Source organism: Xenorhabdus griffiniae, assembly GCF_037265215.1.
Taxonomy (GTDB): Bacteria; Pseudomonadota; Gammaproteobacteria; order Enterobacterales; family Enterobacteriaceae; genus Xenorhabdus; species Xenorhabdus griffiniae.
The window spans coordinates 1,446,660-1,467,037 of the sequence record NZ_CP147737.1 but is presented as its reverse complement, the minus strand read 5'-3'; the positions used below and the strand labels follow the sequence as shown (position 1 = coordinate 1,467,037).

At 44.4% G+C, this 20,378-nt stretch carries 19 protein-coding genes; 7 read left to right on the top strand and 12 right to left on the bottom strand.

The features are described 5' to 3' along the window. Positions 1–136 precede the first annotated feature (136 nt). The 8 genes from nqrF to lpcA form a co-directional block, all read right to left on the bottom strand. Complete coding sequence (gene nqrF / locus WDV75_RS06600) at positions 137–1,363, bottom strand: NADH:ubiquinone reductase (Na(+)-transporting) subunit F (protein WP_273558922.1); 1,227 nt, start codon at positions 1,361–1,363, stop codon at positions 137–139. Positions 1,364–1,378: 15 nt separating this feature from the next. Further along, a complete protein-coding gene (gene nqrE, locus WDV75_RS06595; RefSeq protein WP_189758046.1) occupies positions 1,379–1,975 on the bottom strand; it encodes an NADH:ubiquinone reductase (Na(+)-transporting) subunit E in 597 nt (198 codons plus the stop codon). Positions 1,976–1,983: 8 nt separating this feature from the next. Then, entirely contained in the window at positions 1,984–2,613 is a 630-nt protein-coding gene (locus WDV75_RS06590) for an NADH:ubiquinone reductase (Na(+)-transporting) subunit D (protein WP_047769693.1), read from the bottom strand. After that, on the bottom strand, positions 2,606–3,400 hold the full coding sequence (locus WDV75_RS06585; protein WP_273558917.1) for a Na(+)-translocating NADH-quinone reductase subunit C: 795 nt from the start codon (positions 3,398–3,400) through the stop codon (positions 2,606–2,608). The genes WDV75_RS06590 and WDV75_RS06585 overlap by 8 nt, the downstream gene beginning before the upstream one ends. Continuing rightward, a complete protein-coding gene (locus tag WDV75_RS06580) occupies positions 3,393–4,631 on the bottom strand; it encodes an NADH:ubiquinone reductase (Na(+)-transporting) subunit B (protein WP_273558915.1) in 1,239 nt (412 codons plus the stop codon). Before WDV75_RS06580 ends, WDV75_RS06585 begins: the two co-directional genes overlap by 8 nt. A 3-nt stretch (positions 4,632–4,634) precedes the next feature. Next, complete coding sequence (locus WDV75_RS06575) at positions 4,635–5,978, bottom strand: Na(+)-translocating NADH-quinone reductase subunit A (protein WP_273558913.1); 1,344 nt, start codon at positions 5,976–5,978, stop codon at positions 4,635–4,637. 561 nt (positions 5,979–6,539) lie between these two features. Next, the gene (locus WDV75_RS06570; RefSeq protein WP_273558909.1) at positions 6,540–7,307 is read right to left on the bottom strand and encodes a class II glutamine amidotransferase; all 768 of its coding nucleotides are present in this window, start codon (positions 7,305–7,307) and stop codon (positions 6,540–6,542) included. 36 nt (positions 7,308–7,343) lie between these two features. Continuing rightward, the gene (gene lpcA / locus WDV75_RS06565) at positions 7,344–7,925 is read right to left on the bottom strand and encodes a D-sedoheptulose 7-phosphate isomerase (protein ID WP_074020173.1); all 582 of its coding nucleotides are present in this window, start codon (positions 7,923–7,925) and stop codon (positions 7,344–7,346) included. Between the two features lie 253 nt (positions 7,926–8,178). Between lpcA and fadE the strand changes: the two genes are divergently transcribed. Beyond that, complete coding sequence (fadE, locus tag WDV75_RS06560) at positions 8,179–10,626, top strand: acyl-CoA dehydrogenase FadE (protein WP_273558907.1); 2,448 nt, start codon at positions 8,179–8,181, stop codon at positions 10,624–10,626. 42 nt (positions 10,627–10,668) lie between these two features. Here the strand turns inward: fadE and lysA are convergent, their stop codons facing one another. Beyond that, positions 10,669–11,931 carry a diaminopimelate decarboxylase gene (lysA, locus tag WDV75_RS06555; protein ID WP_273558905.1) on the bottom strand — a complete coding sequence of 421 codons (1,263 nt, stop codon included), beginning with the start codon at positions 11,929–11,931 and terminating at the stop codon, positions 10,669–10,671. Between the two features lie 135 nt (positions 11,932–12,066). On the opposite strand from lysA, the gene WDV75_RS06550 reads away from it, so the two are divergent. After that, positions 12,067–12,996, top strand: a complete 930-nt coding sequence (locus tag WDV75_RS06550) for a LysR family transcriptional regulator (RefSeq protein WP_273558903.1) — start codon at positions 12,067–12,069, stop codon at positions 12,994–12,996. On the opposite strand, the gene WDV75_RS06545 is transcribed toward WDV75_RS06550, so the two are convergent. Further along, on the bottom strand, positions 12,979–13,893 hold the full coding sequence (locus WDV75_RS06545; protein ID WP_273558901.1) for a LysR family transcriptional regulator: 915 nt from the start codon (positions 13,891–13,893) through the stop codon (positions 12,979–12,981). The two genes, WDV75_RS06550 and WDV75_RS06545, sit on opposite strands and share 18 nt — an antisense overlap. Positions 13,894–14,033: 140 nt before the next feature. Between WDV75_RS06545 and WDV75_RS06540 the strand changes: the two genes are divergently transcribed. Then, entirely contained in the window at positions 14,034–14,918 is an 885-nt protein-coding gene (locus WDV75_RS06540) for an MBL fold metallo-hydrolase (RefSeq protein ID WP_273558899.1), read from the top strand. A 703-nt stretch (positions 14,919–15,621) separates the two neighbouring features. Here the strand turns inward: WDV75_RS06540 and WDV75_RS06535 are convergent. After that, positions 15,622–16,056 carry a prepilin peptidase gene (locus WDV75_RS06535; RefSeq protein WP_273558897.1) on the bottom strand — a complete coding sequence of 145 codons (435 nt, stop codon included), beginning with the start codon at positions 16,054–16,056 and terminating at the stop codon, positions 15,622–15,624. Positions 16,057–16,506: 450 nt separating this feature from the next. On the opposite strand from WDV75_RS06535, the gene rsmE reads away from it, so the two are divergent. The 4 genes from rsmE to ruvX all read left to right on the top strand — a co-directional run bounded on the left by rsmE (position 16,507) and on the right by ruvX (position 19,297). After that, positions 16,507–17,238, top strand: coding sequence for a 16S rRNA (uracil(1498)-N(3))-methyltransferase (gene rsmE / locus WDV75_RS06530; protein ID WP_273558895.1), 732 nt, complete (start codon positions 16,507–16,509; stop codon positions 17,236–17,238). 9 nt (positions 17,239–17,247) lie between these two features. Continuing rightward, a complete protein-coding gene (gshB, locus tag WDV75_RS06525) occupies positions 17,248–18,207 on the top strand; it encodes a glutathione synthase (RefSeq protein WP_273558893.1) in 960 nt (319 codons plus the stop codon). Between the two features lie 107 nt (positions 18,208–18,314). Continuing rightward, entirely contained in the window at positions 18,315–18,878 is a 564-nt protein-coding gene (locus WDV75_RS06520) for a YqgE/AlgH family protein (protein ID WP_273558891.1), read from the top strand. Beyond that, complete coding sequence (gene ruvX, locus WDV75_RS06515; protein ID WP_189758030.1) at positions 18,878–19,297, top strand: Holliday junction resolvase RuvX; 420 nt, start codon at positions 18,878–18,880, stop codon at positions 19,295–19,297. Before WDV75_RS06520 ends, ruvX begins: the two co-directional genes overlap by 1 nt. A gap of 60 nt (positions 19,298–19,357) precedes the next feature. On the opposite strand, the gene WDV75_RS06510 is transcribed toward ruvX, so the two are convergent. Beyond that, entirely contained in the window at positions 19,358–20,356 is a 999-nt protein-coding gene (locus tag WDV75_RS06510) for a type IV pilus twitching motility protein PilT (RefSeq protein WP_273558888.1), read from the bottom strand. Positions 20,357–20,378 lie beyond the last annotated feature (22 nt).

Sequence of the window (20,378 nt, the reverse complement as noted above, 5' to 3'; positions counted from 1 at the left end):
GTTGATCATTTTTTTACTCAGCATAACTTACTCTTTCTGGCTTATTTTGGCTGTTTCTAAATCACAGCGCCCACAAAATGTGGGCGCTTGTCGTTAAATCATGTTAGCTGCAACCCAAAATTTATTGGGTATACCATCAGCCGCCGAAATCATCCAACATGATGTTTTCATCTTCTACGCCAAGATCTTTCAACATCTTAATGACCGCAGCGTTCATGACTGGAGGTCCACACATATAGAATTCACAGTCTTCGGGCGCTGGATGATCTTTCAGGTAGTTCTCATACAGAACATTGTGGATAAAACCCGTATAGCCATCCCAATTATCTTCCGGCAGAGCATCTGACAATGCCACGTGCCATGTGAAGTTCTCATTCTCCGCTGCCAGCTTATCAAAATCTTCGGTATAGAACATTTCACGCTTAGAACGCGCACCATACCAGAAGGAGATTTTACGTTTGGAGTTTAAACGGTTAAGTTGGTCGAAGATGTGAGAACGCATTGGTGCCATACCTGCACCCCCGCCGATGAAGATCATTTCTGCATCAGTATCTTTTGCAAAGAATTCACCAAACGGGCCAGAGATCGTCACCTTATCGCCTGGTTTCAGTGACCAAATATAAGAAGACATGATACCCGGAGCAACATCTGGATTTCTTGGTGGAGGCGTTGCAATACGGACGTTCAGCATGATAATGCCATGCTCTTCTGGATAGTTCGCCATTGAATATGCACGAACCGTCGGCTCTTTGACTTCAGAGACATAACGGAACAGATTAAATTTATCCCAATCTTCACGATATTCTTGTGGAACATCATAATCCGCATAACGGGCAACGTGGGGCGGACATTCAATCTGAATGTAGCCACCAGCACGGAATGGCACCACTTCCCCATCTGGAATTTTCAGCTTCAATTCTTTAATGAAAGTCGCCTTGTTATCGTTGGAGATAACTTCACATTCCCACTTCTTAACACCGAAAATTTCCTCTGGCAGTTCGATTTTCAGGTCCTGTTTAACATTAACCTGACATGCCAATCGGCAGCCCTCTTTTGCTTCGCGCTTGTTGATGTGGGAAAGTTCCGTTGGCAGGATATCACCACCGCCTTCCTTAATTTTCACCCGGCACTGGCCACAAGAACCACCGCCACCACACGCAGAAGAAACGAAAATCCCCTGATTGGAAAGCATACCCAATAATTTATCGCCGGCAGGAGCAGAGAAACTTTTATCCTCATCGCCATTGATTTCAACTTTTATATCCCCTGTGTTCACTAACTTAGATTTTGCGAACAAAATCATGGCCGTTAGTACCAACACAATCAGGGTAAACATGACTACGCCTAGAATAATTATATCCATGAATTCTTCTCGCCTTTAGAGCTGCACACCGGAAAAGGACATGAAGCCCAATGCCATCAAGCCGGTGGTGACAAAGGTGATCCCCAATCCTTTCAGACCTGCTGGAACATCCGCATATTTCATTTTTTCACGGATAGCAGCCATCAGAACAATTGCCAGCATCCAGCCCATACCTGAACCAAAACCATATACGATGGACTCACTGAAGTTATAGTCACGCTGTGCCATAAATGAAACGCCACCGAAAATCGCACAGTTCACCGTAATCAACGGCAGGAAAATTCCCAACGCGTTGTAGAGTGTCGGCACATAACGGTCTAAGATCATTTCCAAGATCTGTACCAGTGCAGCAATGACACCAATAAAGGTAATGAAGTTCAGGAAGCTCAAATCCACCCCATCCATCAGCGCTCCATCACGGAGAACCAGATTGTAAACGAGGTTATTGGCAGGAACGGAAATTCCCAATACGACGGTTACAGCCACACCGAGGCCAAAGGCCGTCTTAACGTTCTTTGATACCGCCAAAAACGTACACATACCGAGAAAGAAAGATAACGCCATGTTCTCGATAAAGACTGCGCGGACAAACAAACTAATATAATGCTCCATTTTGTTTGTTACTCCTTCTCAACCTGCGCAGGCTTCAGAGTCCGTAAACCCCAAATCAGCATACCAATAATGAAGAATGCGCTCGGTGCCAGCAGGAACAAGCCATTGGGTTGATACCAACCACCATTCTTGACAGATTCCAGCACCGTAACACCGAACAATTTTCCTGAACCAAACAGTTCACGCAAGAAACCAACCAGCAACAGAATGACGCCATAGCCCAAACCATTGCCGATACCATCCATAAAACTTTCAACCGGTGGTGCTTTCATAGCATAGGCTTCAGCACGTCCCATAACAATACAGTTCGTGATGATAAGGCCCACAAACACCGATAGCTGTTTGGAAATTTCGTAGGCATAAGCCCGCAAGATCTGGTCTACGACGATAACCAAAGATGCAATGATCGCCATCTGTACGATAATTCGCACACTGCCAGGAATATAGTTACGAATTAATGAAATAAAAAAGCTAGAAAACGCGGTTACCAGGGTAACTGCAATGGTCATGACTAACGCCGTTTCCAATTTGGTAGTCACAGCCAGCGCTGAACACACCCCTAAAACCTGCAATGCAATGGGGTTATTATCAAACAACGGCCCAAGCAGGACTCGTTTTATTTCTTTACTATCAGCCATCTTTCAAGGCTCCCTCACGTACTTTTTTCAGGAACGGGCCAAAACCGTTATCACCCAGCCAGAAATCAAACATATGCTGAACACCGTTAGAAGTCAGGGTTGCTCCGGACAGCCCATCTACACCGTAAGGGTTATCACCGGCACCACCACGGACGATCTTAAGTGCCGGCATACCTTGCGGGTTATAGAGTTTTTTACCTACCCACTGCTTGCGCCACTGTGGGTTATCAACTTCACCACCCAAACCAGGGGTTTCACCATGAGAGTAGTAAGTGATGCCGTGAGATGTGACACCATCGATATCAATGGAAATAAAGGCATACATCATTGACCACAGGCCAGAGCCGTATATTGGCAAAACCAGCTCCGTCGTTTTACCGCTCTCATCCTTAACCAGATAGATTTCCGCCATATTGGCGCGGCGGCGGATCTTCGCCAGATCTTGCTCTGGTAACAAAGCAACACTGGTTTCGTCACTGCGCAAAGCATTATTCAGGTCAAAATTACCCGCGCTTTCTTGCAACGTTGCTGTTTTCAAATCGAGCAATTCAGGCTGAATGCGGCTGTTATAGATTGCTTTGATTTCCGCCGCTGTCATGTCCGGTTTTAGCAAGCCCGCGACATCCAGAATATTACGCTGCTTATCCAGCAGCTTTTGCTCCTGCTGCTGCGCTTTCAACCCTACAGCTGAACCGGCAACCACAATCGAACAGACAAGGCACAGCACAAAAACAACGAGGAATGTTCTGCCGATGCTATCATTATTTTTTGGTTTATCATTAGCCACGGGCTTTTCTCCGCTTAATATTGGCCTGTACGACCAGATAATCGAACAGTGGCGCGAACAGGTTAGCGAACAAAATCGCCAACATCATTCCTTCTGGGTACGCTGGGTTTACCACCCTGATCAAAATACACATAGCCCCGATCAGAATGCCATAGGCCCATTTTCCTTTATCCGTAAACGCTGCGGAGACAGGATCAGTCGCCATAAAGATCATACCGAAAGCGAAGCCTCCCAGAACCATATGCCAGTACCACGGCATAGCGAACATGGGGTTAGTGCCAGAACCAATTGCATTAAACAGATAAGACGTCGCGATCATACCGAGCATCACACCAGCAACAATGCGCCATGAAGCAATACGAGCAAACAGGATGATGGCACCACCAATAAAAATCATCAAAGTGGATACTTCACCGATTGAACCAGGAATGTTGCCCAGGAAAGCATCCATCCAGGTGATTGGCTGTCCAGTAATGGTATTGATCAGGCCGTGACTACCCGCAGTAGCCCATTGGGATAACGGCGTTGCGCCAGAAAAACCATCAGCCGCAGTCCAAACCAAATCACCTGAAATCTGTGCCGGATAAGCAAAGAACAGGAAAGCACGTCCCGCCAAGGCTGGGTTCAGGAAGTTACGCCCCGTACCACCAAAGATCTCTTTCGCAATCACCACACCGAAAGTAATCCCCAAAGCCGCCTGCCACAATGGTAGTGTTGGTGGAACAATCAATGCGAACAGAATGGAGCTAACAAAGAAACCTTCATTGATTTCATGTTTGCGGATAATGGCAAACAAAACTTCCCAGAAACCCCCTACGACGAACACAACCGCATAAATTGGCAGGAAGTAAGCCGCTCCCAATAGCATTTTACTGCCCCATCCTGCATCTGGTGTTAATGACGCACCAAGATACTGAGCCAGCATGTAATGCCAATCAGAAGCCAAAACCTGCTGTAAGGCATCTCCGTTATATAAATGAGTCAGAGCAGGTATTGCCTGATTTCCGACGTTATACATGCCCCAAAACATCGCAGGGAAAACTGACAGCCACACCAGGATCATCATGCGTTTGAGATCGATGGCATCACGGACATGGGCATTCCCTTTTGTCACGGTGCCCGGCGTATAGAAAACGGTGCTTACTGCCTCATAGAGAGGATAATACTTCTCCAGTTTGCCACCGGCCTCAAAGTGGTGCTCTACTTTTTCAAATAAATTTTTCAGGCCCATGAATTACCCTTCCAGCTCAATCTTAGTCAGCACTTCACGCAGTACTGGACCGTACTCATATTTGCCTGGACAAACATAGGTACACAATGCCAAATCTTCTTCATCCAGCTCCAGACAACCCAGCGCCTGAGCGCTATCAGTATCACCTGCAAGCAAATCACGCAGCAGATGAGTTGCCATGATATCCAGTGGCATGACACGCTCATAGTTGCCAATGGGCACCATAGAACGTTCTCCACCGTTTGTTGTGGTTGAGAAAGCAAAACGTTTCTTTTTCAGGAAGTGGCCGATTGTGGTACGGGTAATCGAGAACTTATTCGCGCCCGGCGCAATCCAACCAAACAGCTCCTTTTCCCGCCCTTCAGCAAGTACAGAAACTAACGTATGGAAGCGGCCAAGATAATGGCGAACGTCATCGGATTTTGTACCATAGAGTACGGAACCAGAAACAATACGGTTTTCGCCCTCTTGCAACTGATTTTGCGTCAATTCCAGCAAATCAGCCCCCAACCGAGTACGTATCAAGCGCGGTGATTTAACCTGTGGCCCTGCCAGGGATACCACACGATCAGTATAAAGCTCACCCGTGGTAAACAATTTGCCGATAGCAATGACATCCTGATAACCCAGATGCCAAACCGTTTTTTGAGCACTAACAGGTTCAATAAAATGAATATGCGTACCTGCCAAACCCGCTGGATGGGGGCCAGAAAACTGGTTATAGGTGATTTGAGCGTTATTTCCCACTGTTGGAATATTTCCAGCGCCGTGGCAAACGTGGATTTTCCCCTCTGTCAATCTTGACAGAACATTCAGACCATCAACAAAAGCCTCTTCCTGAGTTGCGATAACGACGAGTGGATCAGCAGCCAGTGGCTGGGTGTCCATTGCCGTAATAAAGATTGCCTTTGGTGTGGAACCGGGAACAGGGGTACGGCTGAAAGGACGTGTACGCAACGCTGTCCATAATCCTGACGCCAGCAGATTTTTCTCTACTTGTTCACGGCTTAAGCCAGTAAGTTCAGCACGTTCATAGCGATCAAATGTGACTTTCTCATCGCCATTCACTTCAATAACAACGGATTGCAAAACACGACGTTCACCACGTCCAATAGTGACAACTCTCCCGCTTGCGGGACTAGTGAAAACAACCCCTGGATTCTTCTTATCTTCAAAAAGAATTTGCCCTTTTTTGACATGCTCACCTTCCTTAACCAGCATAGAAGGACGCATTCCAACATATTCTTCACCGAGTAAAGCAACATGGCGAATTGCCGGACCATCTTCTATAACTTGGGCAGGCGCTCCTGCTATTGGGAGGTCGAGTCCTTTTTTAATTTTAATCATAAGATTTGCACAAGTTTATCAGTTAAATCATATACTACAGATTACCTTGCGGTATTGCCGTTAGGTAATGCAGCGACTCTAATAATACAAAAAACCTTGAGCAATATATGTCTCAAGTTATTCACTCCGATAATCGTTACAAAGTTTCTCTGAATTTTCGCCGGGGTAATTCTAACACCTCCCCCACTGACTGTCTGATTAATCAAGTGACACAGTTCAAGCAAATAAAAATAATTTCTCTGCTAAACCGTCAACCATTCGATAAAGACGAATGTTTCTATCACTTTTCTCTACGTCAGGGCGGTTTTCAATCAAAAATTAATTACCGCGCCATTAATTTGAGTTTTTCCAACGAGTTCGATAAATCAAAAGGATATGCGGGCAGGAATTGATGAAAGCGGCACCATCAAAGAACGACGATGGCTTGTTTTGGCAACAATAACAGCCCGCCTATATGCGTAATTTGCTCAAAATAGCATTCCTGCCACAGTTAACGTAATAGGCGGGCCATATGTTATTAATGTAAAAACAGAAAACCAATCACCCTTTTGGAACCGCAAATCAAATTATTCTCTCTCCAAGATGAAATAGCGCATAGTCACCTGATTCAATACGGTGCCAAACTTCATTTTCGGTTAAAGGTTGGGTAGCAATCACGGATACGACATCCCCTGGCTGGGTGTGCTGCTGGAAATCGATTTCAACATCCTGATCGAGTAATTTAGCCCTGCCGAAAGGGGCACGACGAGTAATCCAATGCAATTGCGTCGAACAGTAAGCCATAACGAACTGCCCGTCTGACAACAGCATATTGAAAACACCTTTCTTTCTCAGTTGATCCGCCAGAGAAGCAATAAATTTAAACACCGCAGACCAATTGGAAGGTCGCTTGGGATATTTCAACGATAGTTGATGCAATATCCAGCAAAATGCCCATTCACTGTCTGTCTCACCCACCGGCCGGTAATTACCCGTTTTCAACTTACTGTATCCTTTAAGTTGGCCATTGTGGGCGTAAGTCCAATACCTTCCCCACAGTTCACGGGTAAAGGGATGGGTATTAACCAAGGAAACATTACCACTGTTTGCCTGACGAATATGGGCGACAATCACTTCTGATTTGATCGGATAGCCTTGTACAAATCGAGCTACAGGTGAATAGCAACTGGATTGGTGATCTTTAAACGTCCGGTATCCCAATCCCTCATAGAAAGTAACTCCCCAACCATCCTTATGTGGACCGGTATGTCCGCCACGCTGAATGAGTCCACTCAAACTGAATACGATATCTGTTGGCACGTTGGCACTCATGCCAAGTAATTCACACATTGCCTACCCCTAACGCCGATTCCTAACGAAAAGCAATCAGGCTTTTACCATTTCTTTTTCAATCAATTGAATCAAGATATGAATGACTTTAATGTGGATCTCCTGAATACGATCGGCATAACCAAAATGTGGTACTCGAATTTCAACATCTGCTGTTCCTGCCATTTTTCCACCATCCTTGCCAGTCAGTGTAATGACTTTCATACCTTTGGCACGGGCGGCTTCAACGGCTTTAATGATGTTGCCAGAGTTTCCAGAAGTTGAAATACCCAGCAGGACATCGCCTTTCTGACCGACCGCTTCAACATAACGGGAAAATACATAGTCATAACCAAAGTCATTGCTTACGCAAGATAAGTGGCTAGGATCAGAAATCGCAATGGCCGGATATCCCGGACGATTTTCACGGTAGCGGCCTGTCAATTCTTCCGCAAAATGCATGGCATCACAATGTGAGCCACCATTACCACAGGAAAGCACTTTTCCTCCAGCCTTGAATGAATCAGCCAGCAAAACCGCCGCTTTTTGAATGGCGTCGATATTTGCATCATCATTAAGGAAGTTAGCCAACGTATCTGCGGCTTCGGATAATTCACTGCGGATCAGTTCTTGATACATGGAACTCATACTCCTGAAAAGTCTTCGGGATTAATAATGTCAGCCAACAAGTGTAACGGATTCCCCTATCTGAAAGAAGATATCATCACATCTTGAAAGAATTATCGTTTGCAAAACCAACACAACTTTGTGAGCTAGATTGTAATTAAGATGTAAATATATTGATAAATGCGTTTTCCTCATCTAAAAAAGAAGGACATCACAACAGGTCAGACCTCTGACAACTCAACCTGAGATTTACAGGAGTTTTACTATGACCGCTTTCAGCATTATCTTATTTTTAGTCTTGATTGGCGGGCTTTGTTACCACAAAGTCAGCTTGACGCTTAGCAGCTTGCTGCTTGTTGCCTATACGTTCGTTATGAGTATAACTGGCCTTTGGAGTTATTGGTTGTTGTTACCACTGGTCATCGTCCTGTTCCCTCTTGTCTTTACACCTGTACGTATATCTTTATTCTCTGCACCTGGCCTAAAAGCCTTCCGTAGGGTTATGCCAAGCATGTCCAAAACAGAGAAAGAAGCCATTGATGCAGGAACGACATGGTGGGAAGGCGATCTATTCCGTGGTAACCCTGACTGGCAAAAACTGCATAACTATCCAAAGCCACAGTTAACTGCTGAGGAACAAGCATTTATTGATGGTCCGGTAGAAGAAGCCTGCCGCATGGCAAATGATTTCCAAATCACCCACGAACTGGCTGACTTACCACCTGAGCTTTGGGCCTACCTGAAAGAACATCGTTTCTTTGCCATGATCATCAAGAAAGAATATGGTGGTCTGGAATTTTCCGCTTATGCTCAATCTCAGGTATTGCAAAAACTGGCTGGTGTATCGGGTATTCTGGCAATTACTGTTGGCGTACCTAACTCTCTGGGGCCGGGGGAATTGCTGCAACACTATGGCACAGACGAACAGAAAAAACGTTATTTGCCTGGTCTGGCCCGTGGTGAAGAGATCCCCTGCTTTGCTTTGACCAGCCCAGAAGCCGGTTCAGATGCAGGAGCTATTCCTGATACGGGTGTTGTCTGTATGGGAGAATGGCAAGGCGAGCAAGTGCTTGGTATGCGCCTGAACTGGAATAAGCGTTACATCACCCTTGCTCCTATTGCCACCGTGCTGGGATTAGCATTTAAACTGTATGATCCTGATCATCTGCTGGGTGATACCGAATCATTGGGCATTACCTGTGCCTTAATCCCAACCAATACACCGGGCGTTGAAATTGGTCACCGCCATTTCCCTCTGAATATCCCATTCCAGAATGGCCCAACGCGGGGTAAAGATATTTTTGTTCCTATCGACTACATCATTGGTGGACCTAAAATGGCAGGCCAAGGCTGGCGTATGCTGGTTGAATGTCTGTCTGTTGGTCGTGGCATTACCTTGCCATCCAACGCAACAGGGGGATTAAAAAGCGCAGCTATGGCAATCGGTGCTTATTCCTATATTCGCCGTCAATTCAAGTTGCCTATCGGTAAAATGGAAGGTATCGAAGAACCATTGGCACGTATCGCGGGTAATGCTTACGTGATGGATGCGGCTGCAACCATGATCACCAGTGGTATCATGTTGGGCGAAAAACCTTCAGTTCTGTCTGCTATCGTGAAATACCATTGTACGCACAGAGGCCAACGTTCCATTATTGATGCGATGGATATCGCTGGCGGCAAAGGTATCTGTCTTGGACCCTCTAACTTCCTTGCTCGCGGTTATCAAGGGGCACCCATTGCTATCACCGTTGAAGGTGCGAATATCCTGACCCGCAGCATGATCATCTTTGGTCAGGGTGCAATCCGTTGCCATCCTTATGTACTGGCTGAAATTGCCGCCGCAGAAAGCAACAATGTGAAACACTTTGACAAGGCGCTGTTTGGTCACTTAGGCCATGTTGCCAGTAACACGCTGCGCAGCCTGTGGCTTGGTATCACCAAAGGCAGAACCAGCCGTTCACCAGTCAATGATGCAACTCGCCGTTACTACCAACAAATCAACCGCTTAAGCGCCAACCTTGCCCTGCTCTCTGATGTTTCAATGGGCGTATTGGGAGGCAGCCTGAAACGCCGTGAACGCATTTCAGCGCGTCTGGGGGACATTCTGAGTCAAATCTTCCTGGCTTCTGCCACGTTGAAACGCTATGAAGACGAAGGACGCCAGAAAGAAGATTTCCCATTGGTGCAATGGGCAGTAGAAGATAGCCTGAATCAGGCTGAACATGCTATGAATGACTTGCTACGCAATTTCCCTAATCGTTTGGTTGCAGGTTTGATGCGATTGATTATTTTCCCATTGGGACGTGTACATACTGCACCATCCGATAAATTGGATCACAAACTGGCTCAGATATTACAGACTCCTTCCGCAACTCGTAGCCGGATTGGACGTGGGCAATATCTGACACCAAGCAAACATAACCCTCACGGGTTACTGGAAGAAGCATTGCACGATATCATCGCCGCAGAGCCAATCCATGTTCGCTTGAGCCGCGAAGCAGGTAAGACACTGAGCTTCACCCGTCTGGATAAATTAGCTGAACAGGCTCTGGCTGAAAACAAAATCACTCAGGAAGAAGCAGAGATCCTGAAACGTGCCGAAATCAGCCGATTGCGTTCAATCAATGTCGATGAATTTGAGCCGGATGCATTTGCTGTACCCCATGCAGCAAAAAAGCCTGAAAGTCAGCGTCAAGATAAAGCCGCCTGATGCTGACCAGAAGAAACGGGGCAACAACGCCCCGTTTTTTATTTAAATGGACTCAAGCGATAACAACTCTTCGATTGTCTGGCGACGGCGGATCAAACGCGCCTCTCCCTGAGTAAACAAAATTTCAGGGATCAAAGGGCGACTATTATAATTTGAAGACATAGAAGCACCATAAGCGCCGGTATGGTGAAAAATTAGATAATCCCCAACACTAACAGGGGGCAACATGCGTGATACAACCTCTCCACCTTCCAACTGTGTAAACACATCGCCTGATTCACATAACGGTCCCGCGACGATAGTTTCTAACGATGTGGTTTCCGGCAGCGCGTTTACCGACAATACAGAAATAGGGTGATAACTGCCATACATTGCCGGACGCATTAAGTCATTGAAACCCGCATCTACCAGCACATAACGCCGATTGCCCATAGATTTAACTGCCCGTACTTCCGCCATCAAGATCCCAGATTCCGCCACCAGAAAACGGCCAGGTTCGATTTCCAGCTCAACATGATGCCCCAAATGCTGTTCAATACGCTGGCGAGCCTCATGCCACAAGCTGTAATAGTGTTCGGTATCGACTGATTCTTCACCCTCCTGATAAGGAATGGATAAGCCACCGCCTGCGGAAATGGCTTGAATATCCTCCCCGCATAGCATGACCTGCTCTACCATAGCATTACAGACATTGGCAAGATGCTGATAATCCACCCCTGAACCAATGTGCATATGCAGTCCCACTAATTTCAAACCATATTGATGAATTTTTACAATTGCCAGAGGAAGATCCTGAAACCAGATCCCATGTTTGCTATTTTCGCCGCCAGTATTGGTCTTTTGGCTATGCCCATGCCCAAATCCGGGATTAATGCGTAACCAAACCGGATGTCCAGACTGACGTTCACCTATCTGTGCCAGCATATCAATAGAACCGGCATTGACCGGAATATCCAGTTCAATAACACGCGACAAGGTTGCCTCATCGATCACATCCGCAGTGAATACAATTTCTGATTTATCGCGACCAGGCTGAAAACCGGCATAGAGCGCCCGCTCGATTTCTCCCAATGACACTGCATCAACTTTCACGCCCTGCTCTCTTATCAAGCGTAAAATATGGGTATTGGAACACGCTTTCTGTGCGAACCGAATAACATCAAACGGTTTTAATTTTTTGATTTGCTTGATGATGTTATCGCCATCATAAACCCACAATGGTGTTCCATACTGCATAGGTAAACGGAGTAAATTATCAGGGGTAAAATGTCCCTCTGAGCCATAAGTAAAAGTCGATATAGTCATTGCAGTGTCGTCTCATAAAATCAGCAGATCCTTCATTATTGGCAATAATCAGGCAGGAAGAAAAATATCCATTTAGCCATAATCTATTCATTTGTGATATGGTAATGACTACTTTTCACCCAAAGAGACAAATCTATGCATTCCTGTTCATGGCGACATATTGAAATTTTTCATGCTGTAATGACCACTAACAACCTGACTGATGCAGCATTACTACTGAAAACCTCCCAACCCACCGTCAGCCGTGAACTTGCACGCCTTGAACAATTACTGAAACTGAAATTGTTTGATCGCATCAAAGGGCGTCTGTTTCCCACCGCGCAAGGATTACGTCTATTCGAAGAGGTGCAACGCTCTTATTATGGACTGGAAAGAATAATTAATGCGGCTGACAGTATCCGACAATTTGAACAGGCGCAGTTATCCATCGCTTGCCTGCCAATGTTCTCCCAATCTCTGCTGCCAAAAGCCTGTTGCAGTTTTATCGAACACTATCCTGAAGCCAGATTGATCATCGTTCCACAAGAATCTCCCCTTTTGGAAGAATGGCTTTCAGCACAGCGTCATGATATTGGCTTAACCGAACATTTGCAGGCGCCGGCAGGTACTGAACGAGAAACGTTGATCACCTTAAATGAAGTTTGTGTCTTACCCATTAATCATCCGCTCAGTCAAAAATCACAACTAACGCCAGCAGATTTTCACAATCAAAAATTTATCAGCCTCTCGATCACAGACAGTTACAGGCAACTGATTGATACAATCTTTACGGAGCATCAAATCAATCGCAAGATAGTAATGGAAACCCATAGCGCAGCTTCAATTTGTGCCATGATTAACGAAGGTATTGGCCTGTCTATCGTAAACCCGCTCACTGCATTGGATTATTTAGAGAACAGTACAACCATTTGCATTCGGCCATTCAGTATCGACATTCCATTTACAGTCAGTTTAATCAAACCCATACATCGCCCCTCCTCAGAGCCTGTAGAGGCTTTCATTACACATCTAAAACAACAGGCTGCTCTATTTGCCGAAAAACTGGCATTAGCGTTTCAACATTAATTGCTGCCAATGGGGTGATGTAGCAAACCAATCCACCAGAAAATCTAACAGTGCACGCAAAGTCGCTGGCATATTCTGGCGGCTGGTATAAATGCCATAGATCCCCATAGCCTGGGGTTGGTAATCAGGTAGCAACTCAACTAATTGCCCTGACACCAAATAAGAAGAAACAGAATAGTAAGGCTGCATTGTAATTCCAGCTCCCTGCAAAGCAGCTTCCATTAATACAGTAGATTCATTGGCACTTAGCGTACCACTGACAGGGACTGAATAGTGTTCATGCTGTTTTTCAAATACCCATAAACTCTTGCCGAAAAAGTTATAGTTCAGGCAGTTATGTGCTGTTAAATCCATAGGATTGTTGGGAATAGATTTTCCTGCTAAATAAGACGGCGCAGCACAAACAATGGAATGGCAAGTCGATAATGGGCGAGCGATCAGATTTGGCTCCAAATTATTGGTAATACGGATCGCCAAATCAATGCGTTCTTCTATTAAATTGACGGCTTTATTATCCATTTGCAGATTGACGGCAATGTGCGGATATACCCGCATAAATTCAGGAATAGCAACTGCCAGCGCACTAACGCCCAATGACTGGGAACAACTCACTCGCAACAATCCCTTCAAGGTTTGTGTTTCCAAAGATTGCTGTACAGGTATTCCTTCCGTCAATTCCATTAATTTAAGGCTACGTTGATAAACACTCTCACCTGCCGAAGTCAGGCCAATTTTACGTGTTGTACGATGTAATAAGCGAACTCCTGCCCACTTTTCCATTTCAGCCAAATATCGCGATACCATTGCCCTCGACATATCCAACCGTTCCGCTGCTGCAATCAGGCTACCCTGTTCAACAATCGCAATAAACACTTGTGTTGCGGTGATCCTATCCATTTCGGTCAACCTGTTTTTTGCCCTAATTAGCTCGATTTATGCAACAAATAGTTGCTAGTTATGGGGTTTTTAAATCGAAATATGCAACTTATTATACACGCCATTCAAGCATATAAACTTTTTGCTATAGGAATTCGACGATGGCTCGCAAAACAACATTCAACATCGCTCTGGCAGCGACACTCTCCTTGGGGATGGCATCACTGGCTCAAGCAACCGATCTAAAATTGGATATCTACAACCCAGGTGAAAGAGGCGTCTTTCCTGTTTCTTCCGAAATTATCAGTGGTGATCATGAAGTTGTCCTGATTGATGCCCAATTTAAGAAAAATGATGCACAAGAGCTGGTAAAAATGATCCAGCAAACAGGCAAAAAATTGACAACGATCTATATCAGCCAATCCGATCCTGATTTTTATTTTGGCCTTGATGTGATCACCGAAGCATTCCCTGATGCCAAAGTTATCGCATCACCAGAAACCATCAAAGCGATCAATGAAACCAAAGATGGTAAGCTGGCTTATTGGGGTGGAATTCTTGCAGATCAGGCTCCCAAAAAGATCGTCGTACCAGAACCACTGGAAGGAAACACCTTCACTGTCGATGGTGAAAAACTGATTGTTGAAGGTTTAGATGGCCCAGCCGCAGATCGTACTTTTGTCTGGGTTCCTAAATTAAAAGCCGTTGTGGGTGGTGTGACTGTTTCTGACAATATCCATGTATGGATTGCAGATACCCAGACCAAAGCATCACGCCAGCATTGGCAACAAACATTGGATCGCATCAAGAGCCTGCAACCTAAAACTGTTGTACCAGGCCACTATTTAGGGAATTCATCAATGACATTGGACTCAGTGACTTTTACCCAGAATTATCTGACCACACTGGAAAAAGAGTTACCGAAAGCAAAAGATTCCAATGCACTGATTGCAGCCATGAAAAAACACTATCCAGATTTGGCTGATGAATCCAGCCTTGAACTCAGTGCTAAGGTATTAAAAGGCGAAATGAAGTGGCCTCAGTAAGTTAAAAATCATCATGGGCGTTGCGGATAGTAGCGCCCGTATAACAATATTTGAAATATTACCTTAATTCCCCCGCTTTAATTTCAATGAATAAAAAATTCCAGATAAAAAATAAAACGCCAGTACCAATTATTAATAAAACCAGTATCAAAATCCATTTTAATACGTTATATTTATCCCATATTAAAACCGATAACACATTAAATTTTAAAATGAAAAAACTTATTAAATAAACACAATTCTTTTTGAATTGATGTGATATTTAGCACTTTTTTAAAATTTGAAATAACCAATAAACTTAAGTTGTGATCAATAATCCATAATCCAATAAATCAGCTTGAATAAAAATCTCACTTTTTTTAAATTTGCAGTCAGCGGAGAGATAAGCCAGCAGCCTAGAGCTAACCAGATGCTTCCAACATCTAGAACATGCAAGGGCAAGCAGCTTAAAGCCAACTAGATGCTTCTAACGTCTAGCGCATACAGGATAAACAGCCTAAACCAACTAGATGCTTTTAACATCTAAGTACACAGGATGCGCTGCTCAAGCTAACAGATGCTTCCAACGTCTGGCATATGCAGAAAAGCAGCTTAAACCAACTAGATGCTTTTAACATCTAGCCTGTACAGAATGTGTATCGTAGGTTAGGTTCCGGTTCTCTCCGCCACTTTTTATCTATTTTCCCCACTTTGCAAATGGATACTATACTCTGCCAATACCATACCCCAGTAATACTATCGCAGATAAACATAAATAAGGCCCAAATGCGATAAACTCAGGAAAAGATTTTCTTTTCATGCCAATTATTACAAATCCAAATATCCCCAATAATGAAGCCATTAGCATCAATATTGGTATCATTTCCACACCCAACCAGGCACCGATTGCTGCGGTTAATTTAAGATCACCATAACCAATTCCTTCCTTATTTAAGGTATATCGACACAACCAATACAAAAACCATAAAAAAAGATACCCTGATATGGCGCCGTATATTGCACTCTTTATCGAAACCAAGTTACCATCAATATTAACCAAAAGACCCAACCATAATAAAGGAAGAGTAATAATATCTGGCAAGCAATATGTTTTTATATCGATAACAGCCAATAACAACAAGGTACTACAGAAAAACATAATTATTATATAATCCACATTAATTAAAATAGCACCCTTCCTTTTATCACCGATGAAAAATTAAAATCCATTTATACCCATCTCACTTCAAGATGCGTGTAATCTCTCCCCGCTTCGCGGGGAGAAATCGTGTTGTAAATTGCAACTTGAAGTTTAATGCGTATATAAATAACATCCCTGTTATTGCCTTCTTTCCTTATTTCCTGACTACAATCAGAACAAGATGAATATTAATTTTTCACCCCAGATATTGGCAATAAAAATTTAGCCGAAAAAGCCATTATAAAATAAATATGCGAACCCGCTCGCAAGGAAATATCTTGTATTCCTTAAACCAAGAGATAACTTGATCACGCAAACAACGCTCATTTATCATGACGATGAATCAATTTTGTCATATGGTTGTTTGCGCCATACCGGAAGAACCCGGAAAAAGAAGGAAAGAAGAATATGCGAATTCCCCGCATCTATCACCCTGAACTGCTCTCAACAGGAGTGGAAATTTATTTGAGTGACGATGCTGCCAATCACGTTGGTCGCGTGCTTAGAATGAGTAACGGGCAAGCGTTGCAACTCTTTGATGGCAGCAATCAGGTTTTTGATGCAATCATCACGGAAGCCAGTAAAAAAACGGTTAAAGTGTCTATCCTTGATGGCAAATTATCTGATCATGAATCCCCATTAAACCTACATCTGGGGCAGGTCATGTCCCGTGGTGAAAAAATGGAATTTACAATCCAAAAATCGGTTGAATTGGGTGTCAATACGATTACACCCCTCTTGTCTGAACGTTGTGGCGTCAAACTGGATATAGAAAGGCTGGAGAAGAAATTACAACAATGGAAAAAAATTGCCATTTCTGCCTGTGAACAGTGCGGACGTAACCGAATCCCTGAAATCCGCCCTGTTATGCCACTGGAAACCTGGTGTGCAGAAAACGATGGCAGCTTAAAATTGAATCTGCATCCCCGTGCCAGCCATAGCATTAATACCCTCCCACTTCCTGTGGAAAAAGTGCGTCTGCTGATTGGCCCTGAAGGGGGATTGTCTGCCGAAGAAATAGAAATGACAGCAAAATATCAATTTACTGATATCCTGTTAGGGCCTCGCGTCTTGAGGACAGAAACGACGGCACTTACCGCAATTACCGCATTGCAAGTACGTTTTGGTGATCTGGGTTAAGGAGAAAAAATGATCAAGCTCGGTATTGTGATGGATCCTATTTCATCCATCAACATCAAGAAAGACACTAGTTTTGCCATGCTGTTGGAAGCACAAAAACGCGGGTGGGAAATCCATTATATGGAAATGCATGATCTCTACCTGCATCAAGGGGAGGCTCGCGCCCGCACACGTTTGCTCACAGTAGAAGAAAATCCACAACAGTGGTATCAGTTTGGCAGTGAGCAAGAAATCGCTCTCGATACTTTGCACGTTATCTTGATGCGCAAAGATCCTCCTTTTGATACTGAGTACATCTATGCGACCTATATTCTGGAAAGGGCTGAAGCCAAAGGCAGCCTGATCGTTAATAAGCCTCAAAGCCTGCGCGACTGTAATGAAAAACTATTTACTGCCTGGTTCCCTGAATGGACACCCGATACACTCGTCACCCGCAGTGCCAAAAAACTACGCGAATTCCACCAAAAACATGGCGATGTTATCTTTAAGCCTTTAGATGGTATGGGAGGCGCTTCCATTTTCCGTCTGAAACAAGATGACGCCAATGTCGGCGTTATTATTGAAACGCTGACTGAACATGGCAATCGTTATTGCATGGCACAAAATTTTCTGCCAGCCATTAAAGATGGAGATAAACGCGTACTGGTTGTTGATGGTGAACCTGTACCTTACTGTCTTGCCCGTATCCCTGCTCAAGGGGAAACCCGTGGTAATCTGGCGGCAGGTGGTCGTGGAGAAGCACGCCCATTGTCAGAAAGCGATTGGGCAATTGCCCGTGCAGTTGCACCAGTGTTAAAGGAGAAAGGATTAATTTTTGTTGGGTTAGATATCATTGGCGATCGTTTAACTGAAATCAACGTAACCAGCCCAACCTGTGTACGTGAAATAGAAGCGGCATTCCCAGATATCACCATTACTGGCATGTTGATGGATGCTATCGAAAAACGATTGGCAAAACAGATAGCATAACAGGCTAAACAACGTTCGTTTCCTGACAATATTTGCCATTTATAATAAGAGCCCACATACTGTGGGCCAGTCATTCTTACATTGCCAAAATAATTATCAGAAAACACATGAATCTACAGCATCATTTTCTTATTGCCATGCCTTCGCTCTCTGATCCTTATTTCAATCGTTCTGTAGTTTATATCTGCGAACATGATCAAAACGGAGCGATGGGCTTAGTTATCAATAAGCCAATAGCCAAAGTTTCTATCCAAAGTATCTTACAAAAATTAGATATCTCCCCTAAGGATAGAGACAGTACGATCAATCTCAACCAGCCAGTGATGGCGGGTGGTCCTCTGTCTGAAGAGCACGGTTTTATTTTGCATACGCCGCAATCAGGTTTCAGTTCCAGTATTCAGATCTCTGAACACACCATGATCACAACATCCAAAGATATGCTGGAAGCGCTGGGTACATCACGCCAACCGCAAAATGTTTTAATGACACTTGGATACTCAAGCTGGGAAGCCGGTCAGTTAGAAAGGGAAATTATGGAAAACAGTTGGCTTACTGTCAGCGCTAAACCTTCCATTATTTTTGATACCCCTATCGCTACCCGCTGGCATGAGGCAGCTTCTTTACTGGGAGTTAATATTTACAATCTCTCCTCACAAGCAGGACATGCCTGATGAAAAACCGTACAATCATCGCTTTTGATTTTGGAACTCGCAGTATTGGCGCTGCCATCGGGCAAGAGATCACAGGTACAGCCAGGGCATTGACCTCTTTTAAAGCTAACGAAGGTTCCCCTAATTGGGAACTGATTGAGAAACTACTTAAAGAGTGGCAACCCGATCTGGTTATTGTTGGTTTGCCACTCAATATGGATGGCACAGAACAACCCGTCACCGCACAAGCCCGTAAGTTTGCCAATCGCATACATGGCCGTTTTGGGGTACAAGTTGAACTGCATGATGAGCGATTAACCACCGTGGAAGCACGCTCTCACCTTTTTGATCACGGTGGCTACAAGGCTCTGAATAAAAGTAAGGTTGATGCCACTTCCGCTGTTATTATTCTGGAAAGCTGGTTTGAACAGCAGTATTAGTAATAGCACTATTCGTAATAGCCATACTCATCATTAGGCATGGCTGTTACCGCAAGCGGTTTATTCCAGCAACCCCAACGACTTACGTTGTTGTTGGCTTTGCGCGTAAGTCTGCATACCACAAGCAGCGCCTGTCTGCATTAATGATGTTATTTGATGATTTTTGCCTTCTCTTATCAAATGACTAACCGCCTGATTGATGACCAAAACTTCGTAAATAGCCACCCTGCCTCCCCCTTTAGCAGGAAGCAGCTGCTGAGAAATAACGGCCTTTAAACTTCCAGCCAACTGACTACAAATCCACCCTTTTTCTTCTGCGGAAAAAACATCAACCAGGCGATCTATCGCCTGAATGGCGCCACGAGTATGCAGCGTCGACAACACCAAATGCCCCGTTTCAGCCGCAGTCAGAGCCAACCTGATCGTCTCCTTATCCCGTAATTCTCCTAGCAGGATCACATCAGGATCTTGGCGTAATGCTCCTTTCAGTGCGGTTTGATAATCCGTGGCATCCTTACCAATCTGCCTTTGCTGTATCAAACAATTCCGGCTTTGGTGAACAAATTCTATGGGATCTTCCAGTGTGATGATGTGCTTACAAACATGGCTATTCAACGCATTAATCATAGCTGACAACGTCGTTGATTTACCGCTTCCCGTCGCACCTGTCACTAATATCAATCCACTCATCTCCTGCAAGGTAAGGTGCTGGATGATGTCAGGCGCATAAAGTTGTTCCAATGTCGGGCACTTATTCTCAATCAGTCGCAATACTAATGATAAATGAGATTGTTGATAGAATAGATTTCCCCTGAGTCGCCGTTTATCTGGCATAGTCACCACAAAATCGACATGACCGTGCTGATGTAACTGCTGTTTCTGCGTATCCGATAATATTTCTTCACTCCACGTGATAAGAGTATTAGGTTGAATTTCCTCACATTGTCTCTGTGGGTATAACACACCATTGATACGCAAAACCGGCACTTGCCCGACACAAAGATGCAGATCGGAAGCATTATGCTTTACACTAAGGGACACCCATTTTTCCATATTCATTTTTTTATCTCCTGAGTCAACT

Bases quoted from the DNA above. Each gene is read 5' to 3' on its own strand.
- nqrF (WP_273558922.1), bottom strand. From the start codon at position 1,363: ATGGATATAATTATTCTAGGCGTAGTCATGTTTACCCTGATTGTGTTG.
- nqrE (WP_189758046.1), bottom strand. From the start codon at position 1,975: ATGGAGCATTATATTAGTTTGTTTGTCCGCGCAGTCTTTATCGAGAAC.
- WDV75_RS06590 (WP_047769693.1), bottom strand. From the start codon at position 2,613: ATGGCTGATAGTAAAGAAATAAAACGAGTCCTGCTTGGGCCGTTGTTT.
- WDV75_RS06580 (WP_273558915.1), bottom strand. From the start codon at position 4,631: ATGGGCCTGAAAAATTTATTTGAAAAAGTAGAGCACCACTTTGAGGCC.
- WDV75_RS06575 (WP_273558913.1), bottom strand. From the start codon at position 5,978: ATGATTAAAATTAAAAAAGGACTCGACCTCCCAATAGCAGGAGCGCCT.
- WDV75_RS06570 (WP_273558909.1), bottom strand. From the start codon at position 7,307: ATGTGTGAATTACTTGGCATGAGTGCCAACGTGCCAACAGATATCGTA.
- lpcA (WP_074020173.1), bottom strand. From the start codon at position 7,925: ATGTATCAAGAACTGATCCGCAGTGAATTATCCGAAGCCGCAGATACG.
- fadE (WP_273558907.1), top strand. From the start codon at position 8,179: ATGACCGCTTTCAGCATTATCTTATTTTTAGTCTTGATTGGCGGGCTT.
- lysA (WP_273558905.1), bottom strand. From the start codon at position 11,931: ATGACTATATCGACTTTTACTTATGGCTCAGAGGGACATTTTACCCCT.
- WDV75_RS06550 (WP_273558903.1), top strand. From the start codon at position 12,067: ATGCATTCCTGTTCATGGCGACATATTGAAATTTTTCATGCTGTAATG.
- WDV75_RS06545 (WP_273558901.1), bottom strand. From the start codon at position 13,893: ATGGATAGGATCACCGCAACACAAGTGTTTATTGCGATTGTTGAACAG.
- WDV75_RS06540 (WP_273558899.1), top strand. From the start codon at position 14,034: ATGGCTCGCAAAACAACATTCAACATCGCTCTGGCAGCGACACTCTCC.
- WDV75_RS06535 (WP_273558897.1), bottom strand. From the start codon at position 16,056: ATGTTTTTCTGTAGTACCTTGTTGTTATTGGCTGTTATCGATATAAAA.
- rsmE (WP_273558895.1), top strand. From the start codon at position 16,507: ATGCGAATTCCCCGCATCTATCACCCTGAACTGCTCTCAACAGGAGTG.
- gshB (WP_273558893.1), top strand. From the start codon at position 17,248: ATGATCAAGCTCGGTATTGTGATGGATCCTATTTCATCCATCAACATC.
- WDV75_RS06520 (WP_273558891.1), top strand. From the start codon at position 18,315: ATGAATCTACAGCATCATTTTCTTATTGCCATGCCTTCGCTCTCTGAT.
- ruvX (WP_189758030.1), top strand. From the start codon at position 18,878: ATGAAAAACCGTACAATCATCGCTTTTGATTTTGGAACTCGCAGTATT.
- WDV75_RS06510 (WP_273558888.1), bottom strand. From the start codon at position 20,356: ATGAATATGGAAAAATGGGTGTCCCTTAGTGTAAAGCATAATGCTTCC.